This window comes from Streptococcus salivarius (assembly GCF_009738225.1).
In the GTDB taxonomy this organism is placed as follows: Bacteria; Bacillota; Bacilli; order Lactobacillales; family Streptococcaceae; genus Streptococcus.
Genome location: NZ_CP018187.1, coordinates 2,139,076 through 2,162,724, shown reverse-complemented (window position 1 = coordinate 2,162,724; position 23,649 = coordinate 2,139,076). Strand labels below are relative to the sequence as shown.

The 23,649-nt window shown below is 40.0% G+C and carries 37 protein-coding genes and 1 tRNA gene; 37 read left to right on the top strand and 1 reads right to left on the bottom strand.

The window, feature by feature from the left end; translation table 11 throughout:
* Nucleotides 1–200 precede the first annotated feature (200 nt).
* From rpsJ to BSR19_RS09845, 35 genes are all read left to right on the top strand, one after another.
* Nucleotides 201–509 carry a 30S ribosomal protein S10 gene (gene rpsJ / locus BSR19_RS10015; protein ID WP_002885653.1) on the top strand — a complete coding sequence of 103 codons (309 nt, stop codon included), beginning with the start codon at nucleotides 201–203 and terminating at the stop codon, nucleotides 507–509.
* Between the two features lie 114 nt (nucleotides 510–623).
* The gene (gene rplC / locus BSR19_RS10010) at nucleotides 624–1,250 is read left to right on the top strand and encodes a 50S ribosomal protein L3 (RefSeq protein WP_002885755.1); all 627 of its coding nucleotides are present in this window, start codon (nucleotides 624–626) and stop codon (nucleotides 1,248–1,250) included.
* A 24-nt stretch (nucleotides 1,251–1,274) separates the two neighbouring features.
* On the top strand, nucleotides 1,275–1,898 hold the full coding sequence (gene rplD, locus BSR19_RS10005; RefSeq protein ID WP_002885795.1) for a 50S ribosomal protein L4: 624 nt from the start codon (nucleotides 1,275–1,277) through the stop codon (nucleotides 1,896–1,898).
* A complete protein-coding gene (locus BSR19_RS10000; RefSeq protein WP_002887066.1) occupies nucleotides 1,898–2,194 on the top strand; it encodes a 50S ribosomal protein L23 in 297 nt (98 codons plus the stop codon). The genes rplD and BSR19_RS10000 overlap by 1 nt, the downstream gene beginning before the upstream one ends.
* 17 nt (nucleotides 2,195–2,211) lie before the next feature.
* Nucleotides 2,212–3,045 (top strand): 50S ribosomal protein L2, encoded by an 834-nt coding sequence (rplB, locus tag BSR19_RS09995; RefSeq protein ID WP_002887065.1) that lies wholly within the window; start codon nucleotides 2,212–2,214, stop codon nucleotides 3,043–3,045.
* A 93-nt stretch (nucleotides 3,046–3,138) separates the two neighbouring features.
* The gene (gene rpsS / locus BSR19_RS09990) at nucleotides 3,139–3,417 is read left to right on the top strand and encodes a 30S ribosomal protein S19 (protein ID WP_000533765.1); all 279 of its coding nucleotides are present in this window, start codon (nucleotides 3,139–3,141) and stop codon (nucleotides 3,415–3,417) included.
* 15 nt (nucleotides 3,418–3,432) lie between these two features.
* Complete coding sequence (rplV, locus tag BSR19_RS09985; protein ID WP_002887063.1) at nucleotides 3,433–3,777, top strand: 50S ribosomal protein L22; 345 nt, start codon at nucleotides 3,433–3,435, stop codon at nucleotides 3,775–3,777.
* A 12-nt stretch (nucleotides 3,778–3,789) separates the two neighbouring features.
* Nucleotides 3,790–4,443 (top strand): 30S ribosomal protein S3, encoded by a 654-nt coding sequence (gene rpsC, locus BSR19_RS09980; RefSeq protein WP_002885727.1) that lies wholly within the window; start codon nucleotides 3,790–3,792, stop codon nucleotides 4,441–4,443.
* A gap of 3 nt (nucleotides 4,444–4,446) precedes the next feature.
* Nucleotides 4,447–4,860: a 50S ribosomal protein L16 gene (rplP, locus tag BSR19_RS09975; protein WP_000960950.1), complete on the top strand. Its 414-nt coding sequence runs from the start codon at nucleotides 4,447–4,449 to the stop codon at nucleotides 4,858–4,860.
* A 9-nt stretch (nucleotides 4,861–4,869) separates the two neighbouring features.
* A complete protein-coding gene (gene rpmC / locus BSR19_RS09970) occupies nucleotides 4,870–5,076 on the top strand; it encodes a 50S ribosomal protein L29 (protein WP_002885754.1) in 207 nt (68 codons plus the stop codon).
* 27 nt (nucleotides 5,077–5,103) lie between these two features.
* The gene (gene rpsQ / locus BSR19_RS09965) at nucleotides 5,104–5,364 is read left to right on the top strand and encodes a 30S ribosomal protein S17 (RefSeq protein WP_002885836.1); all 261 of its coding nucleotides are present in this window, start codon (nucleotides 5,104–5,106) and stop codon (nucleotides 5,362–5,364) included.
* 24 nt (nucleotides 5,365–5,388) lie between these two features.
* Nucleotides 5,389–5,757, top strand: coding sequence for a 50S ribosomal protein L14 (gene rplN / locus BSR19_RS09960; protein WP_002885711.1), 369 nt, complete (start codon nucleotides 5,389–5,391; stop codon nucleotides 5,755–5,757).
* Nucleotides 5,758–5,837: 80 nt separating this feature from the next.
* On the top strand, nucleotides 5,838–6,143 hold the full coding sequence (gene rplX, locus BSR19_RS09955; RefSeq protein ID WP_002885874.1) for a 50S ribosomal protein L24: 306 nt from the start codon (nucleotides 5,838–5,840) through the stop codon (nucleotides 6,141–6,143).
* Nucleotides 6,144–6,169: 26 nt separating this feature from the next.
* Nucleotides 6,170–6,712, top strand: coding sequence for a 50S ribosomal protein L5 (gene rplE / locus BSR19_RS09950; RefSeq protein ID WP_002887058.1), 543 nt, complete (start codon nucleotides 6,170–6,172; stop codon nucleotides 6,710–6,712).
* Nucleotides 6,713–6,729: 17 nt separating this feature from the next.
* Nucleotides 6,730–6,915, top strand: a complete 186-nt coding sequence (locus tag BSR19_RS09945; RefSeq protein WP_001085699.1) for a type Z 30S ribosomal protein S14 — start codon at nucleotides 6,730–6,732, stop codon at nucleotides 6,913–6,915.
* Between the two features lie 122 nt (nucleotides 6,916–7,037).
* Entirely contained in the window at nucleotides 7,038–7,436 is a 399-nt protein-coding gene (rpsH, locus tag BSR19_RS09940; protein ID WP_002885642.1) for a 30S ribosomal protein S8, read from the top strand.
* A gap of 126 nt (nucleotides 7,437–7,562) precedes the next feature.
* On the top strand, nucleotides 7,563–8,099 hold the full coding sequence (rplF, locus tag BSR19_RS09935) for a 50S ribosomal protein L6 (RefSeq protein ID WP_002887056.1): 537 nt from the start codon (nucleotides 7,563–7,565) through the stop codon (nucleotides 8,097–8,099).
* A gap of 89 nt (nucleotides 8,100–8,188) precedes the next feature.
* The gene (gene rplR, locus BSR19_RS09930) at nucleotides 8,189–8,545 is read left to right on the top strand and encodes a 50S ribosomal protein L18 (RefSeq protein WP_002885810.1); all 357 of its coding nucleotides are present in this window, start codon (nucleotides 8,189–8,191) and stop codon (nucleotides 8,543–8,545) included.
* A gap of 18 nt (nucleotides 8,546–8,563) precedes the next feature.
* Nucleotides 8,564–9,058, top strand: a complete 495-nt coding sequence (rpsE, locus tag BSR19_RS09925; protein WP_002885626.1) for a 30S ribosomal protein S5 — start codon at nucleotides 8,564–8,566, stop codon at nucleotides 9,056–9,058.
* A gap of 14 nt (nucleotides 9,059–9,072) precedes the next feature.
* Nucleotides 9,073–9,255, top strand: coding sequence for a 50S ribosomal protein L30 (rpmD, locus tag BSR19_RS09920; protein ID WP_002885773.1), 183 nt, complete (start codon nucleotides 9,073–9,075; stop codon nucleotides 9,253–9,255).
* 127 nt (nucleotides 9,256–9,382) lie between these two features.
* Nucleotides 9,383–9,823 (top strand): 50S ribosomal protein L15, encoded by a 441-nt coding sequence (rplO, locus tag BSR19_RS09915; protein ID WP_002885849.1) that lies wholly within the window; start codon nucleotides 9,383–9,385, stop codon nucleotides 9,821–9,823.
* A 16-nt stretch (nucleotides 9,824–9,839) separates the two neighbouring features.
* Nucleotides 9,840–11,135 (top strand): preprotein translocase subunit SecY, encoded by a 1,296-nt coding sequence (secY, locus tag BSR19_RS09910; protein ID WP_014635140.1) that lies wholly within the window; start codon nucleotides 9,840–9,842, stop codon nucleotides 11,133–11,135.
* A gap of 131 nt (nucleotides 11,136–11,266) precedes the next feature.
* Entirely contained in the window at nucleotides 11,267–11,905 is a 639-nt protein-coding gene (locus tag BSR19_RS09905; protein ID WP_048790850.1) for an adenylate kinase, read from the top strand.
* Between the two features lie 117 nt (nucleotides 11,906–12,022).
* Nucleotides 12,023–12,241 carry a translation initiation factor IF-1 gene (gene infA / locus BSR19_RS09900; RefSeq protein ID WP_001040189.1) on the top strand — a complete coding sequence of 73 codons (219 nt, stop codon included), beginning with the start codon at nucleotides 12,023–12,025 and terminating at the stop codon, nucleotides 12,239–12,241.
* Between the two features lie 25 nt (nucleotides 12,242–12,266).
* Nucleotides 12,267–12,383, top strand: coding sequence for a 50S ribosomal protein L36 (gene rpmJ / locus BSR19_RS09895; protein ID WP_000868345.1), 117 nt, complete (start codon nucleotides 12,267–12,269; stop codon nucleotides 12,381–12,383).
* 17 nt (nucleotides 12,384–12,400) lie between these two features.
* The gene (rpsM, locus tag BSR19_RS09890) at nucleotides 12,401–12,766 is read left to right on the top strand and encodes a 30S ribosomal protein S13 (protein ID WP_002885820.1); all 366 of its coding nucleotides are present in this window, start codon (nucleotides 12,401–12,403) and stop codon (nucleotides 12,764–12,766) included.
* A gap of 26 nt (nucleotides 12,767–12,792) precedes the next feature.
* Nucleotides 12,793–13,176 carry a 30S ribosomal protein S11 gene (gene rpsK / locus BSR19_RS09885; protein ID WP_002885718.1) on the top strand — a complete coding sequence of 128 codons (384 nt, stop codon included), beginning with the start codon at nucleotides 12,793–12,795 and terminating at the stop codon, nucleotides 13,174–13,176.
* Between the two features lie 48 nt (nucleotides 13,177–13,224).
* Nucleotides 13,225–14,163 (top strand): DNA-directed RNA polymerase subunit alpha, encoded by a 939-nt coding sequence (locus BSR19_RS09880; RefSeq protein WP_002885793.1) that lies wholly within the window; start codon nucleotides 13,225–13,227, stop codon nucleotides 14,161–14,163.
* Between the two features lie 17 nt (nucleotides 14,164–14,180).
* Nucleotides 14,181–14,567: a 50S ribosomal protein L17 gene (gene rplQ, locus BSR19_RS09875; RefSeq protein ID WP_002885709.1), complete on the top strand. Its 387-nt coding sequence runs from the start codon at nucleotides 14,181–14,183 to the stop codon at nucleotides 14,565–14,567.
* Between the two features lie 248 nt (nucleotides 14,568–14,815).
* Nucleotides 14,816–16,111, top strand: a complete 1,296-nt coding sequence (locus BSR19_RS09870) for a glutamyl-tRNA synthetase (RefSeq protein ID WP_037604092.1) — start codon at nucleotides 14,816–14,818, stop codon at nucleotides 16,109–16,111.
* Between the two features lie 192 nt (nucleotides 16,112–16,303).
* Nucleotides 16,304–16,389 (top strand) — tRNA-Leu (locus BSR19_RS09865).
* A gap of 145 nt (nucleotides 16,390–16,534) precedes the next feature.
* Nucleotides 16,535–17,416 carry a class II fructose-bisphosphate aldolase gene (locus BSR19_RS09860; RefSeq protein WP_002885816.1) on the top strand — a complete coding sequence of 294 codons (882 nt, stop codon included), beginning with the start codon at nucleotides 16,535–16,537 and terminating at the stop codon, nucleotides 17,414–17,416.
* 300 nt (nucleotides 17,417–17,716) lie between these two features.
* Nucleotides 17,717–18,073 (top strand): hypothetical protein, encoded by a 357-nt coding sequence (locus BSR19_RS09855; protein ID WP_045001354.1) that lies wholly within the window; start codon nucleotides 17,717–17,719, stop codon nucleotides 18,071–18,073.
* Between the two features lie 32 nt (nucleotides 18,074–18,105).
* Nucleotides 18,106–18,444 carry a hypothetical protein gene (locus BSR19_RS09850; RefSeq protein ID WP_156247059.1) on the top strand — a complete coding sequence of 113 codons (339 nt, stop codon included), beginning with the start codon at nucleotides 18,106–18,108 and terminating at the stop codon, nucleotides 18,442–18,444.
* Nucleotides 18,445–18,459: 15 nt separating this feature from the next.
* Complete coding sequence (locus BSR19_RS09845; protein ID WP_084915223.1) at nucleotides 18,460–19,020, top strand: TIGR01440 family protein; 561 nt, start codon at nucleotides 18,460–18,462, stop codon at nucleotides 19,018–19,020.
* A gap of 53 nt (nucleotides 19,021–19,073) precedes the next feature.
* Here BSR19_RS09845 and treR read toward each other — a convergent pair whose 3' ends face one another.
* Entirely contained in the window at nucleotides 19,074–19,784 is a 711-nt protein-coding gene (treR, locus tag BSR19_RS09840; protein ID WP_156247058.1) for a trehalose operon repressor, read from the bottom strand.
* Between the two features lie 156 nt (nucleotides 19,785–19,940).
* On the opposite strand from treR, the gene treP reads away from it, so the two are divergent.
* Nucleotides 19,941–21,920 carry a PTS system trehalose-specific EIIBC component gene (gene treP, locus BSR19_RS09835; RefSeq protein WP_156247057.1) on the top strand — a complete coding sequence of 660 codons (1,980 nt, stop codon included), beginning with the start codon at nucleotides 19,941–19,943 and terminating at the stop codon, nucleotides 21,918–21,920.
* A gap of 63 nt (nucleotides 21,921–21,983) precedes the next feature.
* The gene (treC, locus tag BSR19_RS09830) at nucleotides 21,984–23,609 is read left to right on the top strand and encodes an alpha,alpha-phosphotrehalase (RefSeq protein ID WP_156247056.1); all 1,626 of its coding nucleotides are present in this window, start codon (nucleotides 21,984–21,986) and stop codon (nucleotides 23,607–23,609) included.
* The last annotated feature ends 40 nt before the right edge of the window (nucleotides 23,610–23,649 follow it).

The window sequence follows — 23,649 nt, the reverse complement described above, 5'->3', positions numbered from 1 at the left end:
GTCAAAAAGAAAAAAGAAAAAAACTTTAAAAATCCCTTGCAATGAGTGGGTTCTTTTGTTATTATATTATGGTGCTGTAAATACAGCGCTTAGCTATGATACAAGAGGTTGCGACACGCCTGGTTGCACTGCCACGCAATCCGTGTTGGTTTTCTTGAGGAGCTAGCCTATTATCTTAAATAGACGAAAGAGGAGAAAAAATGGCAAACAAAAAAATTCGTATCCGTTTGAAAGCTTACGAACACCGTACGCTTGATACAGCGGCTGAAAAAATCGTAGAAACTGCAACTCGCACAGGTGCGACAGTTGCTGGACCAGTTCCACTTCCAACTGAACGTAGTCTCTACACAATTATTCGTGCGACTCACAAATATAAAGATTCTCGCGAACAATTTGAAATGCGTACACACAAACGTCTTATCGACATCATCAACCCAACTCAAAAAACAGTTGACGCTTTGATGAAACTTGATCTTCCAAGTGGTGTGAACGTAGAAATCAAACTTTAATTTAAAGTTTGATTCAATGAGCATAAAAAACGCTCGTTAAAAACTTTTTTGAGCATAAAAAACGCTCATAAAAAACTTTTTGAAAAAACAATAAAGTAAAGGAAATATTTTCTCATGACAAAAGGAATCTTAGGGAAAAAAGTGGGAATGACTCAAATCTTCACTGAAGCAGGTGAATTTATCCCTGTTACTGTCATCGAAGCTACTCCAAACGTTGTGCTTCAAGTTAAAACTGTTGAAACAGACGGTTACGAAGCAGTTCAAGTTGGTTTTGACGACAAACGCGAAGTATTGAGCAACAAACCTGCCAAAGGCCACGTAGCGAAAGCTAACACAGCTCCTAAGCGCTTCATTCGTGAATTCAAAAACATTGAAGGCTTGGAAGTTGGATCAGAAATCACTGTTGACACATTCGAAGCTGGAGATGTTGTTGACGTAACTGGTACTTCAAAAGGTAAAGGTTTCCAAGGTGTTATCAAACGCCACGGTCAATCACGTGGACCTATGGCTCACGGTTCTCGTTACCACCGTCGTCCAGGTTCAATGGGACCTGTTGCGCCTAACCGTGTTTTCAAAAACAAACATTTGGCAGGACGTATGGGTGGCAACCGTGTGACAATTCAAAATCTTGAAGTTGTACAAGTTATCCCAGAGAAAAACGTTATCCTTATCAAAGGTAACGTACCAGGTGCTAAGAAATCTCTTATCACTATCAAATCAGCAGTTAAAGCTGCTAAATAATAAGAAAGGAGAAATCAGTTAAAAATGGCAAACGTAAAACTATTTGACCAAACTGGTAAAGAAGTTAGCACAGTTGAACTTAACGACGCTATCTTCGGTATCGAACCAAACGAATCAGTAGTATTTGATGTCGTAATCAGCCAACGTGCTAGCCTTCGCCAAGGTACTCACGCGGTTAAAAACCGTTCAGCAGTATCAGGTGGTGGACGTAAACCATGGCGTCAAAAAGGGACTGGACGTGCTCGTCAAGGTTCTATCCGCTCACCACAATGGCGTGGTGGTGGTGTTGTCTTCGGACCAACTCCACGTTCTTACGGATACAAACTTCCACAAAAAGTTCGTCGCCTTGCATTGAAATCTGTTTACTCAGCTAAAGTTGCAGAAGATAAATTTGTAGCAGTTGAAGCTCTTTCATTTGCAGCTCCAAAAACTGCTGAATTCGCAAACGTTCTTTCAGCTCTTAGCATCGATTCTAAAGTACTTGTTATCGTTGAAGAAGGAAACAAATTCGCTGAACTTTCAGCACGTAACCTTGCAAACGTAACTGTTGCAACTCCTGCAACTGCAAGCGTACTTGACATCGTAAACGCAGATAAACTTCTTGTTACTAAAGAAGCTATCTCATCAATCGAGGAGGTTCTTGCATAATGAATTTGTATGACGTAATCAAAAAACCTGTTATCACTGAGAAATCTATGATTGCTCTTGAAGCAGGAAAATACACTTTCGAAGTTGATACACGTGCACACAAACTCTTGATCAAACAAGCAGTTGAAGCTGCATTTGAAGGTGTTAAAGTTGCTAGCGTGAACACTGTAACTGTTAAACCAAAACAAAAACGTGTTGGACGTTACACTGGTTTCACTTCAAAAACTAAAAAAGCTATCATCACTCTTACAGCTGATTCTAAAGCAATCGAGTTGTTTGCAGCTGAAGCTGAATAATCAAAGGAGAAATTAACGTGGGTATTAAAGTTTATAAACCAACGACAAATGGCCGTCGTAACATGACTTCTTTGGATTTCGCAGAAATCACTACAAGCACTCCTGAAAAATCATTGCTTGTTTCTCTTAAGAACAAAGCTGGTCGTAACAACAACGGTCGTATCACTGTACGTCACCAAGGTGGCGGACACAAACGTCACTACCGTTTGATTGACTTCAAACGTAACAAAGATGGCGTTGAAGCAGTTGTTAAAACAATTGAGTATGATCCAAACCGTACTGCAAACATCGCTCTTGTACACTACACTGACGGGGTTAAAGCTTACATCATCGCACCTAAAGGTCTTGAAGTAGGTCAACGTATCGTTTCAGGTCCAGATGCGGATATCAAGATTGGTAACGCTCTTCCACTTGCAAACATCCCAGTTGGTACAGTTATCCACAACATCGAGCTTCAACCAGGTAAAGGTGCTGAACTTATCCGTGCCGCTGGTGCTTCTGCTCAAGTTTTGGGTCAAGAAGGTAAATACGTACTTGTTCGTCTTCAATCAGGTGAAGTTCGTATGGTTCTTGGTACATGTCGTGCAACTATCGGTACTGTAGGTAACGAACAACAATCACTTATCAACCTTGGTAAAGCCGGCCGTAATCGCTGGAAAGGTATTCGCCCAACAGTTCGTGGTTCTGTAATGAACCCTAACGATCACCCACACGGTGGTGGTGAAGGTAAAGCACCAGTTGGACGTAAAGCGCCATCTACTCCATGGGGTAAACCTGCGCTTGGTCTTAAAACTCGTAACAAGAAAGCTAAATCTGACAAACTTATCGTTCGTCGTCGTAACGAAAAATAATTTAGTCGCTTAGCACATAACATCCGCCAACTCGGTAGCATTTCTTAGTGCAAGCCGCTGTGGTACATTCAATTTAAAGGAGAAAACTACAAAATGGGACGTAGTCTTAAAAAAGGACCTTTCGTCGATGAGCATTTGATGAAAAAAGTTGAAGCTCAAGCAAATGACGAAAAGAAAAAAGTAATTAAAACTTGGTCACGTCGTTCAACGATTTTCCCAAGTTTCATCGGATACACTATCGCAGTTTATGATGGACGTAAACACGTTCCTGTTTACATCCAAGAAGACATGGTAGGTCACAAACTTGGTGAATTTGCACCAACTCGTACTTACAAAGGTCACGCAGCTGACGATAAGAAAACACGTCGTTAATAGGAGGAGGACACAATGGCAGAAATTACTTCAGCTAAAGCAATGGCTCGTACAGTGCGTGTTTCACCTCGTAAAACACGTCTTGTTCTTGATCTTATCCGTGGTAAGAACGTTGCTGATGCAATCGCAATCTTGAAATTCACTCCAAACAAAGCAGCTCGCATTGTTGAGAAAACTCTTAACTCTGCTATCGCTAACGCAGAAAACAACTTTGGTTTGGAAAAAGCTAACTTGGTAGTATCTGAAACATTCGCAAACGAAGGACCAACAATGAAACGTTTCCGTCCACGTGCGAAAGGTTCAGCTTCACCAATCAACAAACGCACAACTCACGTAACAGTAGTTGTGTCAGAAAAATAAGGAGGTAAACTCGTGGGTCAAAAAGTACATCCAATTGGTATGCGTGTCGGGATCATCCGTGACTGGGATGCGAAATGGTATGCTGAAAAAGAATACGCAGATTACCTTCACGAAGATTTGGCAATCCGCAAATTCATTCAAAAAGAACTTGCAGACGCTTCAGTTTCAACTATTGAAATCGAACGTGCTGTAAACAAAGTTATTGTTTCACTTCACACTGCAAAACCAGGTATGGTTATCGGTAAAGGTGGATCAAACGTTGACGCTCTTCGCGCTCAACTTAACAAATTGACTGGAAAACAAGTACACATCAACATCGTTGAAATCAAGAAACCTGATTTGGACGCTCACCTTGTTGGTGAAACAATTGCTCGCCAACTTGAGCAACGTGTTGCTTTCCGTCGTGCACAAAAACAAGCTATCCAACGTGCAATGCGTGCTGGAGCTAAAGGAATCAAAACTCAAGTATCAGGTCGTTTGAACGGTGCAGATATTGCCCGTGCAGAAGGATACTCTGAAGGTACAGTTCCACTTCACACACTTCGTGCTGATATCGATTACGCTTGGGAAGAAGCTGACACAACTTACGGTAAACTTGGTGTTAAAGTTTGGATCTACCGTGGAGAAGTTCTTCCAGCTCGTAAAAACACTAAAGGAGGCAAATAACAAATGTTAGTACCTAAACGTGTTAAACACCGTCGTGAATTCCGTGGAAAAATGCGCGGTGAGGCTAAAGGTGGTAAAGAAGTATCATTCGGTGAATACGGTCTTCAAGCTACAACTAGCCACTGGATTACAAACCGTCAAATCGAGGCTGCTCGTATTGCCATGACTCGTTACATGAAACGTGGTGGTAAGGTTTGGATTAAGATCTTCCCACACAAATCATACACTGCTAAAGCTATCGGTGTACGTATGGGTTCTGGTAAAGGGGCACCTGAAGGTTGGGTAGCACCAGTTAAACGTGGTAAAGTAATGTTCGAAATCGCAGGTGTTTCTGAAGAAGTTGCACGTGAAGCGCTTCGTCTTGCTAGCCACAAATTGCCAGTTAAATGTAAATTCGTGAAACGTGAAGCAGAATAAGGAGAAGACATGAAACTTGAAGAAATCAAAAAGTTTGTTGCTGAGCTTCGTGGCTTGTCTCAAGAAGAGCTTGCTAAAAAAGAAAACGAACTTAAGAAAGAACTTTTCGACCTTCGTTTCCAAGCTGCAGCAGGTCAACTTGATCAAACTGCCCGTTTGAACGAAGTGAAAAAACAAATTGCACGTGTTAAAACTGTGCAATCTGAAATCAAATAATAGATTGGGAAAGGAGCAATTCTAATAATGGAACGTAATCAACGTAAAACCCTTGTTGGACGCGTAGTATCTGACAAGATGGATAAAACAATCACAGTTGTAGTTGAAACTAAACGTAACCACCCAGTCTATGGTAAACGTATCAACTATTCTAAAAAATACAAAGCACATGATGAAAACAACGTTGCTAAAGAAGGCGATATCGTTCGTATCATGGAAACTCGCCCACTTTCAGCTACAAAACGCTTCCGTCTTGTAGAAGTTGTGGAAGAAGCTGTTATTATCTAATAAAACTAAAAGGAGACAATTGAAATGATTCAACAAGAAAGTCGCTTAAAAGTTGCTGATAATAGCGGTGCTCGTGAAATCTTGACTATCAAAGTTCTTGGTGGTTCAGGACGTAAATTCGCTAACATCGGCGACGTTATCGTTGCAACTGTTAAACAAGCTACACCAGGTGGAGCTGTTAAAAAAGGTGATGTTGTTAAAGCTGTTATCGTTCGTACAAAAACTGGTGCTCGTCGTCCAGACGGTTCATACATCAAGTTTGATGACAACGCTGCAGTAATCATCCGCGATGACAAAACTCCTCGTGGAACTCGTATCTTTGGCCCTGTTGCACGTGAATTGCGTGAAGGTGGATACATGCGTATCGTATCTTTGGCGCCAGAAGTACTTTAATCTGAATTAACACAAACTTAGTCCCCTGAAATGTTCAGGGTGCCCATTAGGGCGTAAGAAATAATAGGAGAAATACTCAAATGTTTGTAAAAAAAGGCGATAAAGTTCGCGTTATTGCTGGTAAAGACAAAGGAACTGAAGCAGTAGTTCTTAAAGCTCTTCCAAAAGTAAACAAAGTTGTTGTTGAAGGTGTTGCAATCATCAAAAAACACCAAAAACCATCAGCTGAAAACCCTCAAGGTGCTATCGTGGAAAAAGAAGCACCAATCCACGCTTCAAACGTTCAAGTTCTTGACAAGAACGGTGTAGCTGGACGTGTAGGTTACAAAGTTGTTGACGGCAAAAAAGTTCGTTACAACAAAAAATCAGGCGAAGTGCTTGACTAATCACGAAGGAAAGGAGAAAGTATTAAATGGCTAACCGTCTTAAAGAAAAATACACTAACGAAGTAATTCCAGCTTTGACTGAAAAATTCAATTATTCTTCAGTTATGGCTGTGCCAAAAGTTGATAAAATCGTTATCAACATGGGTGTTGGTGAAGCTGTAAACAACGCTAAAACTCTTGAAAAAGCTGCTGCTGAGTTGGCACTTATTTCAGGTCAAAAACCATTGATTACTAAAGCTAAGAAATCAATCGCTGGCTTCCGTCTTCGTGAAGGTGTAGCGATCGGTGCTAAAGTTACCCTTCGTGGTGAACGCATGTACGAATTCTTGGATAAATTGGTATCAGTATCACTTCCACGTGTTCGTGACTTCCATGGTGTTCCAACTAAATCATTTGATGGACGTGGTAACTACACACTTGGTGTTAAAGAACAACTTATCTTCCCAGAAATCAACTTCGACGATGTTGATAAAGTACGTGGTATGGATATCGTTATCGTAACTACTGCTAACACTGACGAAGAAGGTCGTGAATTGCTTAAAGGCCTTGGAATGCCTTTTGCAAAATAATCTAGGAGGTAAATAAATTGGCTAAAAAATCAATGATTGCTAAGAACAAACGCCCTGCGAAGTTCTCTACGCAAGCTTACACTCGTTGCGAACGTTGTGGACGTCCACACTCAGTTTATCGCAAATTTAAACTTTGCCGTGTTTGCTTCCGTGAATTGGCTTACAAAGGTCAAATTCCAGGTGTTACCAAAGCTTCTTGGTAAAAACATGGTACATTTAAGTTAGTTTTACCTAATTTGAATGTATTTAACACAATCTGAGCCTAGCTCAATCATTAACTAGCAAGTGAATTATTCAAACTACTAGTAAGAGGAGAAAATATAAAATGGTTATGACTGACCCAATTGCAGATTTCTTGACACGTATTCGTAACGCTAACCAAGCTAAACACGAAGTCCTTGAAGTACCTGCATCAAACATTAAAAAAGGTATCGCTGAAATCCTTAAACGTGAAGGTTTCGTAAAAAATGTTGAAGTTATCGAAGATGACAAACAAGGTATCATCCGCGTATTCTTGAAATACGGACAAAACGGTGAACGTGTTATCACTAACTTGAAACGTATTTCTAAACCAGGTCTTCGTGTTTACTCTAAACGTGAAGATGTTCCTAAAGTTCTTAACGGACTTGGAATCGCGATCATCTCTACTTCAGAAGGTCTTTTGACTGATAAAGAAGCTCGTCAAAAGAACGTTGGTGGAGAAGTTATCGCTTACGTTTGGTAAGAAGTTGATACTAAGCACTTATCTCAAATGATTTGTGCGAGTTTCGTTGATTATATTCTATGAAACTCATCCCCGTGAAAACTAGTCACTTTGTGGCTTGATAATCTAACAGGAGAATTAAATACTATGTCACGTATTGGTAATAAAGTTATTACTTTGCCTGCTGGTGTTGAAGTAACAAACAACGATAACGTTGTTACTGTTAAAGGACCTAAAGGCGAACTCACTCGTGAGTTTAACAAAAACATTGAAATCAAAGTTGAAGGTAATGAAGTTACACTTCACCGTCCAAACGACTCAAAAGAAAACAAAACAATCCACGGTACTTCACGTGCAAACTTGAACAACATGGTTGTTGGTGTTTCTGAAGGTTTCAAAAAAGAACTTGAAATGCGCGGTGTCGGATATCGTGCGCAACTCCAAGGAACAAAACTTGTTCTTTCAGTTGGTAAATCTCACCAAGACGAAGTTGAAGCTCCAGAAGGTATTACTTTTGAAGTACCATCTGCAACTTCAATCGTTGTAAGTGGTATTAACAAAGAAGTTGTTGGTCAAACAGCAGCTTACATCCGTAGCCTTCGTTCACCAGAACCTTACAAAGGTAAAGGTATCCGTTACGTTGGTGAATACGTACGTCGTAAAGAAGGTAAAACTGGTAAATAATAGGATTTTATCCTTATGGCAATTCTTTGTGGATTGTCTCTTTACCAAAAGCTCTCATGAGCTAGCATTATAATTAAGAGGTGAAAATTGTGATTTCGAAACCAGATAAAAACAAACTCCGCCAAAAACGCCACCGTCGCGTTCGCGGAAAACTCTCTGGAACTGCTGATCGCCCACGTTTGAACATTTTCCGTTCTAATACAGGCATCTACGCTCAAGTTATTGATGACGTAGCGGGTGTAACGCTCGCAAGTGCATCAACTCTTGATAAAGAAGTTTCTAAAGGAACTAAAACAGAACAAGCCGTTGTTGTCGGTAAACTTGTTGCTGAACGCGCAGTAGCTAAAGGTATTTCTGAAGTGGTGTTTGACCGCGGTGGATATCTCTATCACGGACGTGTTAAAGCTTTGGCTGACTCAGCTCGTGAAAACGGATTGAAATTCTAATAGGGAGGACACTTAATAATGGCATTTAAAGATAATGCAGTAGAACTTGAAGAACGCGTAGTTGCTATCAACCGTGTTACTAAAGTTGTAAAAGGTGGACGCAACATGCGTTTTGCTGCTCTTGTTGTTGTTGGTGACCGTAATGGTCGCGTAGGATTTGGTACTGGTAAATCTCAAGAGGTTCCAGAAGCTATCCGTAAAGCAGTTGAAGCAGCTAAGAAAAACCTTATCGAAGTTCCTATGGTTGGTACAACTATTCCTCACGAAGTTCGTTCAGAATTTGGTGGAGCGAAAGTATTGTTGAAACCAGCTGTTGAAGGGGCTGGGGTTGCCGCTGGTGGTGCAGTTCGTGCCGTCATCGAATTGGCTGGTGTTGCTGATGTAACATCTAAATCACTCGGTTCAAACACTCCAATCAACATCGTTCGTGCGACTGTTGAAGGATTGAAACAACTTAAACGTGCTGAAGAAGTTGCGGCTCTTCGTGGCATCTCAGTATCTGACTTGGCATAAGAAAGGAGATAACAATGGCTCAAATTAAAATTACTTTGACTAAGTCTCCAATCGGACGCAAACCAGAACAACGTAAAACAGTTGTTGCTCTTGGACTTGGTAAATTGAATAGCTCAGTTGTTAAAGAAGACAACGCTGCTATCCGTGGTATGGTCAACGCAGTATCTCACTTGGTAACTGTAGAAGACGTTAAATAAAAATTGATTTAAGTCGTGAGGGTTACCTTGCGACTTAAACTGAATTTCATGTATAGGCGAGTTTCTAATCAAGCTACCTTACTTGGTTAGAGGCGCTAGCATTTTACAAAAAGAGGAGAAAATAATAATGAAACTTCATGAATTGAAACCTGCTGAAGGTTCTCGTAAAGTCCGTAACCGTGTAGGTCGTGGTACTTCATCTGGTAACGGTAAAACTTCAGGCCGTGGTCAAAAAGGTCAAAAAGCTCGTAGCGGTGGTGGCGTACGTCCAGGATTTGAAGGTGGACAAACTCCATTGTTCCGTCGTCTTCCAAAACGTGGATTCACTAACATCAACGCTAAAGAATACGCACTTGTAAACCTTGATCAATTGAACGTTTTTGAAGATGGTACAGAAGTAACTCCAGCAGTTCTTAAAGAAGCTGGAATCGTTCGTGCTGAAAAATCAGGCGTTAAAGTTCTTGGTAACGGCGAATTGACTAAGAAATTGACTGTTAAAGCAGCTAAATTCTCAAAATCTGCTGAAGCAGCTATCACTGCTAAAGGTGGTTCAATCGAAGTCATCTAATGAGGGGTAACTCATTATGTTCTTTAAACTATTAAAAGATGCGTTGAAAGTCAAAAACGTTCGTAATAAGATTTTATTTACAATCTTCATTATTTTCGTTTTTCGTGTAGGAACTCATGTAACAGTTCCTGGTATCAATGCGGAAAGTTTGAAACAATTAAGTGATTTACCTTTCTTGAACATGCTTAACTTGGTGTCTGGTAATGCTATGAATAACTTCTCAATCTTTTCGATGGGGGTTAGTCCTTATATTACGGCATCAATCATTGTCCAACTTTTGCAGATGGATATCTATCCAAAATTTGTGGAGTGGGGCAAACAAGGTGAAGTTGGTCGTCGTAAATTAAATCAGGCGACTCGTTATATTACTCTTGTTTTAGCATTTGGTCAATCGATTGGTATCACAGGTACTTTCAATACACTCTCATCAATTTCTTTGGTTAAGACACCTAATGTTTCAACCTATTTATTGATTGGGACAATTTTAACTGCTGGTAGCATAATTGTGACATGGCTTGGTGAACAAATCACAGATAAAGGTTTTGGTAATGGTGTGTCAATGATTATCTTTTCAGGGATCATTGCTTCTATTCCAAAAATGTTCTCAACAATTTACGAGGATTTCTTTGTCAACGTTCGTTCAGGAGAATTGACTCGTTCATATATCATAGTTGCTTTGTTAATTGTGGTAGGTTTGGCGATTGTCTTCTTTACGACATTTGTTCAACAGGCAGAATATCAAATTCCAATTCAATATACTAAATTGGTTCAAGGGGCTCCAACGAGTTCTTACCTTCCATTGAAAGTAAATCCAGCTGGTGTTATTCCCGTTATCTTTGCTAGCTCGATTACAACAATTCCTAGTACTATTCTTCCATTCTTCTCGAAGGTTACATGGTTATCACACTTACAAGGACTACTCTCGTATAATACACCTAGTGGAATGATTACTTATGCGATATTGATTATCTTATTCTCATTCTTCTACACATTTGTCCAAGTAAATCCTGAAAAAACTGCTGAAAATCTTCAAAAGAATGGGTCTTACATTCCTAGTGTTCGTCCAGGTCGTGAGACTGAAAAGTACATGTCTTCATTGCTTAAGAGATTGGCAACAATCGGGGCTGTATTTCTCGCGTTTATTTCATTGGCTCCAATTGCGGCTCAACAGTTTATGCACCTTACAAGCTCAATCGCGCTTGGTGGTACATCTCTCTTGATCTTGATTTCAACTGGTATCGAAGGTATGAAACAACTCGAAGGTTACCTATTGAAACGTCAGTACGTTGGATTTATGAATCTTGAAGACTAAGTCTTCTCATGAACAATTGAGAGGGAAAGAAAGGTTACTTTCTGTCCCTTCTCTTTTGTTTTTTGATAACTCTACCAATGTGTTAAAACCTTGATAGAGTTATTTGAAAACAAAAATAAGGAGTTCGTAAGATGAATCTTTTAATTATGGGTCTACCAGGTGCTGGTAAAGGGACTCAAGCTGCAAAAATTGTTGAAGAATTTGGTGTAGCTCACATCTCAACTGGTGATATGTTCCGTGCTGCTATGGCTAACCAAACTGAAATGGGTGTTTTGGCCAAATCATTCATCGATAAAGGTGAATTGGTACCAGATGAAGTAACAAACGGAATCGTTAAAGAGCGTTTGGCTCAAGACGACATTAAGGAAAAAGGATTCCTTTTGGATGGTTTTCCTCGCACAATCGAACAAGCTCATTCCTTGGATCAAATCTTGGTTGATCTTGGTTTGGAGCTTGATGGAGTAATCAATATCGAAGTGGATCCATCTTGCCTTCTTGAACGCTTGAGTGGTCGTATTATTCACCGCGAAACAGGTGAAACTTACCATAAAGTATTCAACCCACCAGCTGACTACAAGGAAGAAGACTATTACCAACGTGAAGATGACAAACCAGAAACAGTGAAACGCCGCTTGGATGTGAATATTGCTCAAGGTGAGCCAATTATTGCACATTACCGTGAGCTTGGTCTTGTATCTGATATTCAAGGTAACCAAGATATCGACGATGTATTCGCTGATGTTAAAAAAGCGATTGCAGCAATTAAATAATTATATAATCTTACTTGCGTATCAGACTTAAGCATGTTATAATACTTTAGTCTGACTTATAATTGTTACCTCTGTGCTCAGAGGAAATCAAATCGAAATTTTAGGGGGTACTTTTGCGTGGCAAAAGAAGACGTGATTGAAATTGAAGGTAAAGTTGTAGAAACTATGCCTAATGCTATGTTTACTGTTGAATTGGAAAATGGACACCAAATTTTGGCGACAGTTTCTGGTAAAATCCGTAAAAACTACATTCGTATTTTGGTCGGTGACCGTGTGACTGTTGAAATGAGTCCTTATGATTTGACACGTGGACGCATCACATACCGCTTTAAATAATCGAAATAATTGGAGGGATTGAAACATGAAGGTAAGACCATCGGTTAAACCAATTTGCGAATACTGTAAAGTTATTCGTCGTAACGGTCGTGTTATGGTAATTTGTCCAACAAATCCAAAACACAAACAACGTCAAGGATAATATAGAAAGGAGAAATCATGGCTCGTATTGCTGGAGTTGACATTCCAAACGATAAACGTGTAGTAATTTCACTTACTTACGTATACGGTATCGGACTTGCAACATCTAAGAAAATCTTGGCTGCTGCAGGCGTTTCTGAAGACATCCGCGTTAAAGATTTGACAAATGATCAAGAAGACGCTATCCGTCGCGAAGTGGATGCAATCAAAGTTGAAGGTGACCTTCGTCGTGAAGTTAACCTTAACATCAAACGTTTGATGGAAATCGGTTCATACCGTGGTATCCGTCACCGTCGTGGACTTCCTGTCCGTGGACAAAACACTAAAAACAATGCCCGCACTCGTAAAGGTAAAGCTGTTGCGATTGCAGGTAAGAAAAAATAACTAAAATAAAATAGGAGGTAAAAACATTGGCTAAACCAACACGTAAACGTCGTGTGAAAAAGAATATCGAATCTGGTATTGCTCACATTCACGCTACTTTCAATAACACTATTGTTATGATTACAGATGTGCATGGTAACGCTGTAGCATGGTCATCAGCTGGTGCTCTTGGTTTCAAAGGTTCTCGTAAATCTACACCATTTGCTGCACAAATGGCTTCAGAAGCTGCTGCTAAATCTGCACAAGAACATGGTCTTAAAACAGTTGAAGTAACTGTTAAAGGTCCTGGTTCAGGTCGTGAGTCTGCTATCCGTGCTCTTGCTGCTGCAGGTCTTGAAGTAACAGCAATCCGTGATGTAACACCTGTACCACATAATGGTTGTCGTCCTCCAAAACGTCGTCGTGTGTAATCTTTAATAACAATAGTACACAAGGTTCGTTTCGAGGGAGTATAATAAATGATTGAGTTTGAAAAACCAATAATAACAAAAATTGATGAAAATAAAGATTACGGCAAATTTGTCATCGAACCACTAGAACGTGGTTATGGTACAACTTTGGGTAACTCTCTTCGTCGTGTACTTTTGTCATCACTTCCAGGTGCTGCCGTAACATCAATTAAGATTGATGGAGTACTCCACGAATTTGATACCGTACCAGGCGTCCGTGAAGACGTGATGCAAATCATCCTTAATATTAAAGGACTTGCTGTAAAATCTTACGTCGAAGACGAAAAGACAATTGAACTTGATGTCCAAGGTCCAGCTGAAGTTACTGCTGGAGACATCTTGACTGATAGCGACATTGAAATTGTTAACCCTGATCATTATCTTTTCACTATCGCTGACGGCGCTTCTTTGAAAGCGACTATGACAGTAGCTACAAACCGTGGTTATGTTCCAGCAGATGAAAACAAGAAAGACGATGCACCAGTGGGAACATTGGCTGTAGATTCAATCTACACACCAGTGAAAAAAGTCAATTATCAAGTTGAACCTGCCCGTGTAGGTAGCAATGATGGTTTTGATAAATTGACAATCGAAATCATGACAAACGGAACAATCATCCCTGAAGATGCCCTCGGTCTCTCGGCTCGCGTTTTGATTGAACACTTGAACTTGTTTACTGACCTTACTGATGTTGCTAAAGCTACTGATGTAATGAAAGAAACTGAAAAAGTGAACGATGAAAAGGTGCTTGACCGTACCATCGAAGAACTTGATTTGTCTGTACGCTCATATAACTGTTTGAAACGTGCCGGTATTAATACCGTTCATGATTTGACAGAAAAAACTGAGCCTGAAATGATGAAAGTCCGTAACCTAGGTCGCAAATCTCTTGAAGAAGTCAAAGTTAAGTTGGCTGATCTTGGACTTGGACTCAAAAACGATAAATAATAATATAGGAGGATAACATGGCTTACCGTAAACTTGGACGCACAAGCTCACAACGTAAAGCGGTTCTTCGTGATTTGACTACAGATCTTATCATTAACGAAGCAATCGTTACAACTGAAGCACGTGCTAAAGAAATCCGTAAAACAGTTGAAAAAATGATCACTCTTGGTAAACGTGGTGATTTGCACGCACGTCGTCAAGCAGCTGCATTTGTACGTAACGAAATTGCATCTGAAAGCTATGATGAAGCAACTGATAAATATACATCAACAACTGCTCTTCAAAAACTTTTCTCAGAAATCGCACCTCGTTATGCTGAACGTAACGGTGGATACACTCGTATCCTTAAAACAGAACCACGTCGTGGCGATGCTGCCCCAATGGCAATCATCGAACTTGTTTAATTTTTATCAATTTTGTTGAGTGTTATGATGATGGAATAGCTTAGCTTTTCTTAGTCTAGCTCTGGTCTACCGCTGGGCATACGCCTAGCGGGAACACTCATCATAAAAATGGGAATAAATAAGCATGTAACGCTTGTTTACGAAAGGTAATACGGTTATTTTTCGTAAGCAGGCGTTTTTTTGTCTATAAATCGTCTGAATATTTTGATATAATGGAATAAGCTTATTTTAAAAAGGGGGACATTATTTTGACAACAGCCAAGGAATTGCTTAAGCAAAGGTACTATGAGCCAATTAAGGAGCAACCCGAATTATTTGTGGGGATTGAGTTGGAATACCCAGTTGTTAATTTGAGTGGTAATGCTACAGATGTCTCTCTTACAAAACAGTTACTAGTCTATCTTTTGGATAATTTTGATTTTCAAGCTGATAAGTATGATTCTTATAATAATCCTATTCAGCTTATCGATAAAGCTTCTGGAGACATGATTCTTTTTGAAGTTTCGTACAATACGATCGAGTTTGCTTTTGCAAAGGCTGAGAGAATTTCTGAGGTTGAGGAACGTCTGGATACTTACCTCAGTATAATCCAATCCTATCTTCAGAATCATAATCATGAGTTGCAAGGTTGGGGAGTGAATCCAAACTGGGCAAAAAATGACAACAGACCTGTTAAATCTCCTCGTTATGAAATGCTTATGGATTTTCTCGAGCTATCTAAAGCAAAGAACGATCCTTTCTTTCATGATTATCCAGAATATGCTTCTTTCATCTGTGGGAGTCAGGTACAATTAGATGTTTCAAAAACATCCTATTTAAGAGTCTTAAATGCTTTTAACCAAATAGAGGGACCCAAGGCAGTATTATTGGCAAACTCTGAGTTTTGGGATTCTGATTGGGATTTAGCGCTTTCCCGTGATGTTTTCTGGGAGAATTCCATGCATGGTGTGTTTGAGGAAAATGCAGGAGTATTTCCTAAGGTATTTAAGAATGAAGATGACTATTTTTCTTACTTGTCTGAGACAGCCATTTTTACTGCTAAGCGTGGTGACGAAACCTACTATTTTGAACCAATACGTGCTAAAGACTATCTAAGTATGCCATCTATCAAAGCACACTCTATTCGTGGCCAAGTGGTCACTATTGAACCAAGTGAGGAAGATTTTAAGACTCATCGTTCTTATCAATTCCAAGATTTAACGACACGAGGGACTATTGAGTTTCGTAGTGTATGTACCCAACCTTTCTCATCAACCTTTGCGCCAGCAGCCTTTCACCTTGGTCTTTTAGTCAATTTGGTAAATCTAGAAAATATTTTGAATGACTCACCTTTTTTTGAAGCATTTGACTATGATTACCCTAGAATTCGTCGTTTATTTTCGAAAAAAGATATTTCTGCTACAGACCTCAAAATGATTTTACCTTTGACAGAATCGTTATTGTCTTGTGCTGAGGATGGCTTAAAATCGCGTGGTTTTGGAGAAGAAGTTTACTTAGCTCCCCTTAGAGAGAAATTAGATAGGCTGAATAAGAGTTTAGCTTAACCTTTGACAAGAGATATGATAGATAGTTTTTGCTAAAAATTTTAAAAAAAGTCAAAAAAGTATTGACGTCAGCAAACAATAAATGGTATTATATAATAGTTGTTTCGAAAGAGACAAGAGAAAGTTACTAAAAAACTTTCAAAAAAGTATTGACACGAGTTGTCAATCTTGATATAATAACTAATGTTGTTAGCGGAAATGGCGGAATTGGCAGACGCGCAGGACTAAGGATCCTGTGACCGCTTTAGGTCGTGAGGGTTCAAGTCCCTCTTTCCGCAGAGTAACCAGTCACATGACTGGTTTTTTTATATTAAAAAATCAAAACGCTTACAAATTGTAGAAAAGCTAGTTTTTTGAGTTCAATTGTGATAGAATAAACTTGTAAACGGGTTCAAACCCAAAAAAATATAGGAGGCCTTTATAATGGCAATCGTTTCAGCAGAAAAATTTGTCCAAGCAGCTCGTGATAATGGTTACGCAGTTGGTGGATTTAACACAAACAACCTTGAGTGGACTCAAGCTATCTTGCGTGCAGCAGAAGCTAAACAAGCTCCAGTACTTATCCAAACTTCTATGGGTGCAGCTAAGTACATGGGTGGTTACAAATTGTGTAAAGTCCTTATCGAAGAATTGGTTGAATCAATGGGTATCACTGTACCAGTTGCTATTCACCTTGACCACGGTCACTACAATGACGCTTTGGAATGTATCCGTGTAGGTTATACTTCAGTTATGTTTGACGGTTCACACCTTCCAGTTGAAGAAAACCTTGAAAAAGCAGCTAAAGTTGTTGAATTTGCACACGCTAACGGTGTATCAGTTGAAGCTGAAGTTGGTACAATCGGTGGTGAAGAAGATGGTATCATCGGTGATGGTGAATTGGCACCAATCGAAGATGCTAAAGCTATGGTTGCAACTGGTATCGACTTCCTTGCAGCAGGTATCGGTAACATCCACGGTCCTTACCCAGAAAACTGGAGCGGACTTCACCTTGACCACTTGCAAAAATTGACAGAAGCTGTTCCTAACTTCCCAATCGTATTGCACGGTGGATCAGGTATTCCTGACGATCAAATCCAAGAAGCTATCAAACTTGGTGTTGCTAAAGTTAACGTTAACACTGAATGTCAAATCGCATTTGCTAACGCAACACGTAAATTTGTTGCTGAATACGAAGCAAATGAAGCAGAATACGACAAGAAGAAACTCTTCGACCCACGTAAATTCTTGAAACCAGGTTTCGAAGCTATTACAGAAGCTGTTGAAGAACGTATCGACGTATTCGGTTCAGCAAACAAAGCTTAATTAGACTATATAAGCTTGAAATGAAAGGGTTTGTCCAATATGGACAAGCTTTTTTCTTATGTTTTGCCACAGATTTGCCATACTTTCTAAATGTCAGTCCCTTTTGATTATAGATGTAGTGCAAACAAAGCGCAATTAGGCTATTAAAACAAGGTCCTTTCTGGGTCTTGTTTTTTTGTACCCAAATAAATAGTTAGTATCTGCGAATCAATCTGTGATTGAGAGTGAACAAATTTTAAAGAGATGGTATGGCTTTGGTTGATAGATTCTATTTCCTAACTTTTTAAGATATGCTATAATATGAATATGTTTGATAATTATATTGTACCCGTATTTTTTGGTGGTGGAGCTCTTGCTCTACTAGGTTTAGTGTTATTTGGTTGGGCCTTGCCTTCATTTTTGAAGGGTAAGTGGTCTTATTTGATTTCTTTGCTAGGTTTAGGTTTGGTTGCTTTTGCCTATTTTGATGCGGCGATTGTTATCACTTATAAAATCTGGCTTGGATTGCTAGGTGTTATCATGATTGGTTGGGGACTTCCTTTCAACAATCGTAAGGGACGCCGTGCGATGACTATGTTCTGGGCTGTCATGGCAATCGTTGTAGGTGTTGCTGCTATTGCATTCACTATTGCTTATGGTGTTATTAACCGCCACTAACATGAATCTGTAAAACATGCTATAATAATGGCATGTTTTATTTTATGACCCTATCATTTATTATCATGCCTGCCTTGGGCTGTTTCTTAATAGGCTTGGCTTTTGCTAAATCAGATCGTTGGGACTTTTCTTGGATTTTATCCTTAATTGGTTTGGTGGCCTTTATTTCTTCTTTTTGGCATATAGCACGCGTAGATTTATGGTTTATGTTAAGTTATAGTGTTGGTCCTTTTTTGATGGGATTTGGTTTCTCTTGGGATCTAAGTAAGAAACGCCGTGGGCAGTTATTATTATTAGGGGGATTTTTCCTTATCTTTTTTGTGATTCTGTACTATCTTATTGTGCGAATCCTGAATACAGCTGTTGTCTAAAGGAGGGCTGTTGTGATGTTGCTAGATTTAGAAGAGAAGACACGTGTGCTTGTAGAAGATATTGTTGAACGTTCCGCTATTGGGCGAGGAGCTATCTTTGTCTTGGGATTGTCTTCCAGTGAGGTCGCTGGTGGGATAATCGGAAAAGCCTCTAGCCGTGAAATTGGCCAACGAATTGTGAAAACGATTCTTGAAGTTTTGGAATCTAAAGGAATTTACCTGGCTGTTCAAGGCTGCGAACATCTGAATCGTGCTTTGGTCGTTGAGCGTGAGCTCGCCATGGCTAAAGATTTGGAAATTGTTAATGTTCTTCCGACCTTGCATGCTGGGGGAAGTGGTCAGCTGGCTGCTTTCGACTATATGAAGGATCCTGTTGAGGTGGAGGAAATTGTCGCTCAGGCTGGTATCGATATTGGGGATACCTCTATTGGTATGCATGTGAAGAGGGTCCAAGTTCCTCTTCGCCCGATTACTCCAGAATTAGGTGGTGCTCATGTGACTGCTTTGGCGAGTCGTCCTAAGTTAATTGGTGGAGCTCGTGCTGAGTATCTAGCAGATCCTATCCGTAAAAACTAAAAAGTATCGGACATTCTTGTCCGATACTTTTTCTGTGAGCAGAGCCCTTTCTTTCAATGACGACGCTTGGCATAATCGACAAATTTGAATTTTTCAAGTTTGTGGCGACTTTCCGTAAATTGGAACTGTTTTCCATTAGTTAAATAAACTTTAGAACGGATACAAACAACGTGCTGGTCTTTACCTAGGTCGATAAGAATCTTATCTTGATCGGTAGCATTATCAATAGTGATTTCTTTAAAGGCGTGGGAAATGCTAAGGTTGAGCTGATTCTCGATGTAGTCGTAAATAGAGTGTTCAGCAATGCTACGGTTTAGTTGAGGAACAAGGCTAGTATCTAGGTAATCAATATCTATAACAGAGGCGCAGCTATCGACGACTCTTTGACGAACAACACGCCAGACCTGTCGGCTATTAGAAAACCCAGTTCTTTCTGAGAGTTTGGAATCAACGATGATTTTATCCAGAGAAATAACGTTGGTTTGCGAATTAAGGCCTTGTTGTACTATTAGCTCCTGGTAACTAGTAAGGTCAGACACAGGAAAGTTGATTTGTTCCTGGTTAATAACCTGGGAGCCAGAGCCATGAATCTTTTTGACCAAGCCTTCTTCAACGAGTAAGGTTAATGCTTTTCGTATAGTGTCTCGACTAACCTGGTAAGATTGACCCAGTTCTTGCTCGGTCGGGAGAAAGTCTCCCACTTGATATTTTTGATCATGGATAGCTTTCTCTAAATCCTTATAAATAATCTGGTATTTTTTCATCGCCCTCCTCATTTGTAGGTAAAAAAACATACAACTAATGTTTTTTTCAAAAAATATGTTAAAAAAATTCCGGAACACTTGCAGACAAATTTGCAACCGTTTACAATTAGTTTATCAAGTCAATCAGATATTGTCAAAAAAGAAAAGGAGATTCAAATGGGTAAATTTGAACAAGAAGCCAAAGATCTGCTTGCTGCAATCGGTGGTAAAGAAAATGTGACTGCTGTTACTCACTGTGCGACGCGTATGCGTTTCGTTCTTGGTGATGACAAGAAGGCAGATGTGAAAACAATCGAAGCCATTCCTGCTGTTAAGGGGACTTTCACCAATGCAGGTCAATTCCAAGTTATCATTGGTAATGATGTGCCAATCTTTTATAACGATTTCACTGCTGTATCAGGGATTGAAGGTGTTTCTAAAGAAGCTGCTAAATCAGCTGCCAAGAGCAACCAAAACCCAGTTCAGCGTGTTATGACAACCTTGGCGGAGATCTTTACACCTATTATTCCAGCCCTTATCGTTGGTGGATTGATTCTTGGTTTCCGTAATGTTCTTGAGGGTGTGCATTGGTCAATGCTTGACGGTAAGACAATTACCGAGGTTTCGCAGTTCTGGTCAGGTGTGAATCACTTCTTATGGCTACCTGGTGAAGCTATTTTCCAATTCTTGCCTGTAGGTATTACTTGGTCTGTTTCTCGTAAAATGGGAACTAGCCAAATTCTTGGAATTGTTTTGGGGATCTGTCTGGTGTCACCACAATTGCTTAACGCTTATTCAGTAGCATCGACACCAGCGTCTGAAATTGCTAAGAATTGGGTTTGGGATTTTGGATTCTTTACTGTTAATCGTATAGGTTATCAAGCGCAAGTTATTCCAGCCCTTCTTGCTGGTTTATCACTTTCTTATCTTGAAATTTTCTGGCGTAAACATGTACCAGAAGTAGTATCAATGATTTTTGTACCGTTCTTGTCATTGATTCCAGCCCTTATTTTGGCTCATACTGTTTTAGGTCCTATTGGTTGGACTATTGGCCAAGCCCTCTCAACAGTGGTTCTTGCTGGTTTGACAGGTCCTGTAAAATGGCTTTTCGGTGCTGTTTTTGGTGCACTTTATGCGCCGTTCGTTATTACTGGTCTTCACCACATGACCAATGCTATCGATACTCAGTTAATTGCAGATGCTGGTGGAACAGCTCTTTGGCCTATGATTGCTCTATCAAATATTGCTCAAGGTTCAGCTGTTTTTGCTTACTATATTATGCATCGTCATGATGAACGTGAGGCTCAAATTTCACTTCCAGCTACTATTTCAGCTTATCTTGGTGTTACAGAACCAGCCCTCTTCGGGGTTAACGTCAAATATATTTACCCATTTGTTGCGGGTATGATTGGTTCATCTATCGCAGGTCTTCTATCAGTAACCTTTAACGTTACAGCGGCCTCTATCGGTATTGGTGGTTTGCCTGGTATCCTATCAATTCAACCTAAATATATGATTCCATTTGCAGCAATCATGCTTGTTGCTATCATTGTACCTATGGTCCTAACTTTCTTCTTCCGCAAGGCGGGTCTCTTTACTAAGACAGAAGATGATACAGAACTTAAGAAAGAATTTGCAGCTCAAGAAGAGGCTGAATTTGCATCACATACTGCGACTCCAACTGTTCTTGCTGAATCAGCAGAGGTTGTTAGCCCACTTGCTGGTCAAGTTAAACCACTTAGCCAAGCCACAGACCCAGTTTTCTCATCAGGTGTCATGGGACAGGGGGTAGTCATCGAACCAAGTCAAGGCGAATTGGTTTCACCAGTAAATGGTACAGTGACAGTATTCTTCCCAACTAAGCACGCCGTAGGCATCGTTTCTGAAGAAGGTGCTGAAATGCTAATGCACATTGGTATGGATACCGTTAGCCTTGACGGAAAAGGTTTTGTGGCTCATGTTGAACAAGGTGATAAAGTTGTTGTTGGTCAACAATTGATTAGTTTTGATATGGATGTTATTAAAAAGGCTGGTTTGGTCACTGAGACTCCAGTTATCATTACAAATCAAGATGATTTCCAAGCAGATGTTGAAGGGGATCTTCCACGTGATATCAAACGTGGTGATGCTCTCATGATTGCTCATCGAACAAAATAAGCTAAGGGGTGGAGGCGTTACGGTTCCACCTCTACATATAAAGGACAAAAGAGGAAAAATCACATGGCATTAGATAAAACAAAGGTTGTATACCAAATTTATCCAAAATCATATAAGGACACTACAGGAAATGGAATCGGTGATTTCAGAGGCATCATTGAAAAAATTCCTTATCTATCAGAGTTAGGCGTGGATATGGTTTGGCTCAATCCTTTCTATCCGAGCCCACAACGTGACAATGGTTACGATATTTCAGACTATACAGCCGTTAACCCTGTCTTTGGAGACATGACTGATTTTGAAGAAATGGTCCGTGTTGGAAAAGAGCACAAGATTGATTTCATGCTAGACATGGTGCTCAACCATTGCTCAACGGAGCATGAGTGGTTCCAAAAAGCTTTGGCTGGAGACCAGTATTATCAAGATTTCTTCTTTATTCAGGACCAACCAACCGATTGGTTGTCTAAATTTGGTGGTTCTGCCTGGGCTCCTTTTGGAGATACAGGGAAATACCATCTTCACCTCTTTGATGAAACACAGGCGGACCTTAATTGGCGCAATCCCAATGTCCGTAAGGAGTTGTTCAAGGTGGTCAACTTCTGGCGTGACAAGGGAGTCAAAGGCTTCCGTTTCGATGTGATCAATTTGATTGGGAAAGATGAAGTCTTAGTGGATTGCCCTGAAAATGAAGGGAAACCAGCTTATACGGATAAACCAATTGTCCATGACTATCTTCGTATGATGAATGAAGCGACCTTTGGTTCTGATGGTAGCTTTATGACAGTTGGAGAGATGTCATCGACAACAATTGACAACTGTGTTCTTTATTCAGCACCGGAGCGTCACGAGTTGTCTATGGCCTTTAACTTCCATCATCTTAAAGTAGATTATGAAGATGGACAAAAATGGACTATTACTCCCTTTGATTTTGAAGAGCTCAAACGTCTCTATCATACATGGGGTAAGGAAATGAGTGAACGAGGTGGTTGGAGTGCCCTTTTCTGGAATAACCATGACCAGCCACGTGCTTTGAATCGCTTTGTGGATATCAAGAATTTCCGTAATGAAGGAGCGACCATGCTAGCAGCTAGCATCCATTTGTCACGTGGAACTCCGTATATCTACATGGGCGAAGAAATCGGCATGATTGATCCAGACTATGATTCCATGGCAGACTATGTGGATGTGGAATCCATCAATGCCTGCCAGATGCTTTTGGATCAAGGTAAGTCTCCTGAGGAAGCCTTTAAGATTATCCAAGCTAAGTCACGAGATAATTCGCGTACGCCCATGCAATGGGATGCTTCTGAACATGCAGGTTTTTCAACAGGCACTCCATGGTTGAAAGTTGGTAAATCTTATAAAGACATCAACGTTGAAAATGAAATTGATGGACCAATCTTTAAATTCTATAAAGAATTGATTCGCTTGCGCAAAGAAATGCTTATCATTTCAGAAGGAAGCTATCAGCCAGCATTTGAGGATAGTCAAGAAGTCTACGCTTTTGAACGCTACTTAGACGATCAAAAACTCTTGGTACTCAATAATTTTTATGGAAGTGAAGTCGAAGTAGCGATTCCAGCAGAATATCAGTCAGGGCGCGTGCTCTTATCCAACTATGATGATGTAGAGCTTGCTGAAAAGGTAAGTCTTAAGCCTTATCAAACCCTAGCAATCTTAGTAAAATAAGCCAAACTTTCCTCAGTAAATGCTTTTGCTGGGGAATTTT

Bases quoted from the DNA above. Each gene is read 5' to 3' on its own strand.
- rpsJ (WP_002885653.1), top strand. From the start codon at position 201: ATGGCAAACAAAAAAATTCGTATCCGTTTGAAAGCTTACGAACACCGT.
- rplC (WP_002885755.1), top strand. From the start codon at position 624: ATGACAAAAGGAATCTTAGGGAAAAAAGTGGGAATGACTCAAATCTTC.
- rplD (WP_002885795.1), top strand. From the start codon at position 1,275: ATGGCAAACGTAAAACTATTTGACCAAACTGGTAAAGAAGTTAGCACA.
- BSR19_RS10000 (WP_002887066.1), top strand. From the start codon at position 1,898: ATGAATTTGTATGACGTAATCAAAAAACCTGTTATCACTGAGAAATCT.
- rpsS (WP_000533765.1), top strand. From the start codon at position 3,139: ATGGGACGTAGTCTTAAAAAAGGACCTTTCGTCGATGAGCATTTGATG.
- rplV (WP_002887063.1), top strand. From the start codon at position 3,433: ATGGCAGAAATTACTTCAGCTAAAGCAATGGCTCGTACAGTGCGTGTT.
- rplP (WP_000960950.1), top strand. From the start codon at position 4,447: ATGTTAGTACCTAAACGTGTTAAACACCGTCGTGAATTCCGTGGAAAA.
- rpmC (WP_002885754.1), top strand. From the start codon at position 4,870: ATGAAACTTGAAGAAATCAAAAAGTTTGTTGCTGAGCTTCGTGGCTTG.
- rpsQ (WP_002885836.1), top strand. From the start codon at position 5,104: ATGGAACGTAATCAACGTAAAACCCTTGTTGGACGCGTAGTATCTGAC.
- rplN (WP_002885711.1), top strand. From the start codon at position 5,389: ATGATTCAACAAGAAAGTCGCTTAAAAGTTGCTGATAATAGCGGTGCT.
- rplX (WP_002885874.1), top strand. From the start codon at position 5,838: ATGTTTGTAAAAAAAGGCGATAAAGTTCGCGTTATTGCTGGTAAAGAC.
- rplE (WP_002887058.1), top strand. From the start codon at position 6,170: ATGGCTAACCGTCTTAAAGAAAAATACACTAACGAAGTAATTCCAGCT.
- rpsH (WP_002885642.1), top strand. From the start codon at position 7,038: ATGGTTATGACTGACCCAATTGCAGATTTCTTGACACGTATTCGTAAC.
- rplF (WP_002887056.1), top strand. From the start codon at position 7,563: ATGTCACGTATTGGTAATAAAGTTATTACTTTGCCTGCTGGTGTTGAA.
- rpsE (WP_002885626.1), top strand. From the start codon at position 8,564: ATGGCATTTAAAGATAATGCAGTAGAACTTGAAGAACGCGTAGTTGCT.
- rpmD (WP_002885773.1), top strand. From the start codon at position 9,073: ATGGCTCAAATTAAAATTACTTTGACTAAGTCTCCAATCGGACGCAAA.
- rplO (WP_002885849.1), top strand. From the start codon at position 9,383: ATGAAACTTCATGAATTGAAACCTGCTGAAGGTTCTCGTAAAGTCCGT.
- secY (WP_014635140.1), top strand. From the start codon at position 9,840: ATGTTCTTTAAACTATTAAAAGATGCGTTGAAAGTCAAAAACGTTCGT.
- BSR19_RS09905 (WP_048790850.1), top strand. From the start codon at position 11,267: ATGAATCTTTTAATTATGGGTCTACCAGGTGCTGGTAAAGGGACTCAA.
- rpmJ (WP_000868345.1), top strand. From the start codon at position 12,267: ATGAAGGTAAGACCATCGGTTAAACCAATTTGCGAATACTGTAAAGTT.
- rpsM (WP_002885820.1), top strand. From the start codon at position 12,401: ATGGCTCGTATTGCTGGAGTTGACATTCCAAACGATAAACGTGTAGTA.
- BSR19_RS09880 (WP_002885793.1), top strand. From the start codon at position 13,225: ATGATTGAGTTTGAAAAACCAATAATAACAAAAATTGATGAAAATAAA.
- rplQ (WP_002885709.1), top strand. From the start codon at position 14,181: ATGGCTTACCGTAAACTTGGACGCACAAGCTCACAACGTAAAGCGGTT.
- BSR19_RS09860 (WP_002885816.1), top strand. From the start codon at position 16,535: ATGGCAATCGTTTCAGCAGAAAAATTTGTCCAAGCAGCTCGTGATAAT.
- BSR19_RS09855 (WP_045001354.1), top strand. From the start codon at position 17,717: ATGAATATGTTTGATAATTATATTGTACCCGTATTTTTTGGTGGTGGA.
- BSR19_RS09850 (WP_156247059.1), top strand. From the start codon at position 18,106: ATGTTTTATTTTATGACCCTATCATTTATTATCATGCCTGCCTTGGGC.
- BSR19_RS09845 (WP_084915223.1), top strand. From the start codon at position 18,460: ATGTTGCTAGATTTAGAAGAGAAGACACGTGTGCTTGTAGAAGATATT.
- treR (WP_156247058.1), bottom strand. From the start codon at position 19,784: ATGAAAAAATACCAGATTATTTATAAGGATTTAGAGAAAGCTATCCAT.
- treP (WP_156247057.1), top strand. From the start codon at position 19,941: ATGGGTAAATTTGAACAAGAAGCCAAAGATCTGCTTGCTGCAATCGGT.
- treC (WP_156247056.1), top strand. From the start codon at position 21,984: ATGGCATTAGATAAAACAAAGGTTGTATACCAAATTTATCCAAAATCA.